This is a genomic window from Cupriavidus sp. IDO (genome assembly GCF_000812465.1).
Classification (GTDB): Bacteria; Pseudomonadota; Gammaproteobacteria; order Burkholderiales; family Burkholderiaceae; genus Cupriavidus.
In genome coordinates this window covers 1-2,369 of sequence record NZ_JWMA01000204.1, presented here as the reverse complement: position 1 = coordinate 2,369, position 2,369 = coordinate 1, and the positions used below count along the sequence as shown (strand labels likewise).

General features: G+C 60.7%; 3 protein-coding genes and 1 pseudogene. 3 read left to right on the top strand and 1 reads right to left on the bottom strand.

Going from position 1 to position 2,369, the window contains the following annotated elements; all coding sequences use genetic code 11:
• The coding region (locus RM96_RS36185; protein ID WP_039016584.1) for an Hsp20/alpha crystallin family protein at nucleotides 1-422 on the bottom strand (422 nt) is incomplete at its 3' end.
• A gap of 160 nt (nucleotides 423-582) precedes the next feature.
• Here RM96_RS36185 and RM96_RS36180 point away from each other — a divergent pair.
• The 3 genes and pseudogenes from RM96_RS36180 to RM96_RS36170 all read left to right on the top strand — a co-directional run.
• Nucleotides 583-1,536, top strand: a complete 954-nt coding sequence (locus tag RM96_RS36180) for a DnaJ C-terminal domain-containing protein (protein WP_039016583.1) — start codon at nucleotides 583-585, stop codon at nucleotides 1,534-1,536.
• A gap of 3 nt (nucleotides 1,537-1,539) precedes the next feature.
• A complete protein-coding gene (locus tag RM96_RS36175) occupies nucleotides 1,540-1,833 on the top strand; it encodes a chaperone modulator CbpM (RefSeq protein WP_039016582.1) in 294 nt (97 codons plus the stop codon).
• A 345-nt stretch (nucleotides 1,834-2,178) separates the two neighbouring features.
• Nucleotides 2,179-2,369 (top strand): annotated as a pseudogene (locus RM96_RS36170) (ribbon-helix-helix protein, CopG family); the annotation flags it as partial.

Below are 2,369 nucleotides of genomic sequence, written 5' to 3'. Positions count from 1 at the left end.
ATTTGGCGCGGCTGCGCGGCTTCGAGGCGCTGGATGCTGATGTGCAGCACGCCGTCGCGGTACTTGGCCTCCACCGCATTGGGATTCACGTCGTTTGGTAGGCTCACCACACGGCGGAAGCGGCCGGCGAAGCGTTCATCGATATGCACGGAGGTTTGCTCGTCCTTGTCGGGGAGATCAGACTTGCGCTCGCCGACAATGGTCAGCACGCTCTTCACCAGCTGCACGTCGATGCTGGCCGGATCGAGGCCAGGGGCAAAAGCGTAGATTTCCACCGAGTGGGATGTGCCGCCTACATTCATGGCCGGAAAACTGACCCGACCGCGAATGCTGGGAGATAGCTCGAATGGCTGCTGCCACTCGCGCTGCAGGCGTTCCAGTTCTGAGAATATGTCACGGGGAAACAATGATCGATACATCATGTTTGCCTCCATTCGTTTTCGCGCGGGCGCCATATTCTGACGCCCCCGGTTGCAATGGTAAGGCTTTGCTTGGGGATTTCAAGGTCTTGATTTGGCTGATATTCGGCATCACTCTTCCGAGGAGAAGGGCAGCCCTCGAGACCGGAAAAGGGGAACACGCATGGAGTTCCAGGACTACTACAAGACGCTGGGAGTGGCACGCAATGCCACGGCGGAGGACATCAAGAAGGCGTTCCGCAAGCTCGCGCGCAAGTTCCATCCGGACGTTTCCAAGGAGTCGGATGCCGAACCGCGCATGAGGCAGCTCAACGAGGCCTACGCCGTGCTCTCTGACCCGGAAAAGCGCGCCGCGTACGATCAATTGGGGCGAGCCTATCAGCCCGGCCAGGAGTTCCGTCCGCCGCCGGACTGGGACACCGGCTTCGAGTTCTCCAGTCGGGGCTTCTCGCCCCAGGAAGAGGCCGATTTCAGCGACTTCTTCGCCGAGCTGTTTGGCCATGTCGGGGGCAGACACCGCGGCTTCCATGCACACGGTGGCAGCTTCCAGTCACGCGGTGTGGATCACCACGCCAAGGTGATGCTTGACCTGGAAGACGCCTTTACCGGCGCCACCCGTCAACTTTCGCTGCGGGTGCCAAGCATGGACGCCCAAGGCGTGGTGCAGCTCAGGAGCCGGACCCTCAGCGTGAAAATTCCCAAGGGTGTGCGCGAAGGTCAGCTCATCCGTCTGGCCGGACAGGGGGCGCCGGGGATCGGCGGTGCGCCGGCGGGGGATCTTTTTCTGGAGGTGCATTTCAAACCGCACGACCAACTGAAAGTGAAGGGGCGAAATCTACACCTCACCCTGCCGGTGGCACCGTGGGAGGCGGCGCTGGGGGCGGTGGTGCCCATCGATTTACCTGGGGGGGAACTGAAGGTGCGCATTCCCCCTGGCGCCCAGAGCGGCAGCGAGCTACGTGTGCGCGGCAAGGGCATTCCCGCTAATCCACCGGGCGATCTGCTGCTGGACATCCAGGTGGTGTTGCCGCCGGCAAACACCCCCAAAGCGCGGGAGCTTTATGAAACCATGGCGCGGGAATTGGCCTTTAATCCGCGCCCGGATAGGAGAGCCTGACCCATGCGTGATGATGACGTTCTGATCGGCTGCCTGATGGAAGATGCTTGGCTGACTCTGGAGCAAGTGGCGGCAGCCTGCATGGTAGAACCAGATTGGCTCAGGCGGCATGTAGATGAGGGCTTGTTCCCCCATGCCGTAAGTGTCGCTGGCGTCTGGCGGTTTTCCAGCGCCAGCCTGCTACGGGCGCGGCGCATGCGGCAGTTGGAACGTGACTTTGACGCCATACCGGAACTGGCCGCTCTGGTGGCCGACCTGCTGGAAGAAATGGATGATCTGCAAGCGCGGATGCGTTGATGACGCTCGCGTCAACAGCAAAGCCCTCGCCTTGAACTATGCAGGATCGCTTTGACTTCGGCCGGCTAATGGCCGGCGCAGTAAGTGTGACATGACGCTCGGCATCGGCCGACACTCCGCCTCTCTCCCTCAGATGATGCGATCCCACGCCACGCGGTCCGGCGTTGCCGGATAGCCACCGGTTTGTGCACTTCCGACAGCACCGCATGATGACTCTGGGACACATCCTGACTTTCGCCTTGCGCCTGCTCCGTCCTTCAAATTTACCATCCATATGGATGGTCAGTGGATGGCATATAGTTGATTTGACCGCTCCTTCCATCGCTTGCAACGCTTACTGACGCAATGACCCCCCACAAAGCCGACGCCGCACAACTGACAAACAAACCGAAGGCAGGTGATACCGAAAAAATCACCATCAACCTCGGACCGGTAGACCTCGGGCAGATCGACCTGCTGGTCGAAGAGGGCTTTTACTCGAACCGCTCAGACCTGATCCGGACCGCCATCCGTAACCAACTCGCCGCGCATGCGGT